Raw genomic sequence first — 236 nt, 5'->3', positions numbered from 1 at the left:
TGGGCGAGCTCCCTGAGGAGCTCCTCCGCCACCCGGCGGTAGTCCGCCTCCGCCTCCCGGGCGTTGGGGCCGCGCCAGCGGGTGATGGCCTTGCCGTCCAGGGCGGCCCGCTCGTGGGCCTTGTAGGCCCGCACGAAGGCGTGGAAGGCGGGCACCCCGGCCTCCATGAGGGCGGTCTGGGCCTCGAGGGCCTCCCCTAGGCTCCGGGGGTCCACCCGGGTGAGGAGGACCCGGTG

General features: G+C 76.3%; 1 protein-coding gene. It reads right to left on the bottom strand.

Annotated features, from left to right (window positions below; translation table 11 throughout):
* The coding region (locus tag ACYQ0J_RS13645; protein ID WP_460172624.1) for a ParA family protein at positions 1 to 236 on the bottom strand (236 nt) is incomplete at both ends.

The organism is Thermus sp. FJN-A (assembly GCF_054655095.1).
The sequence above is the reverse complement of the archived record's forward strand: the minus strand, read 5'-3'. Positions and strand labels throughout refer to the sequence as shown.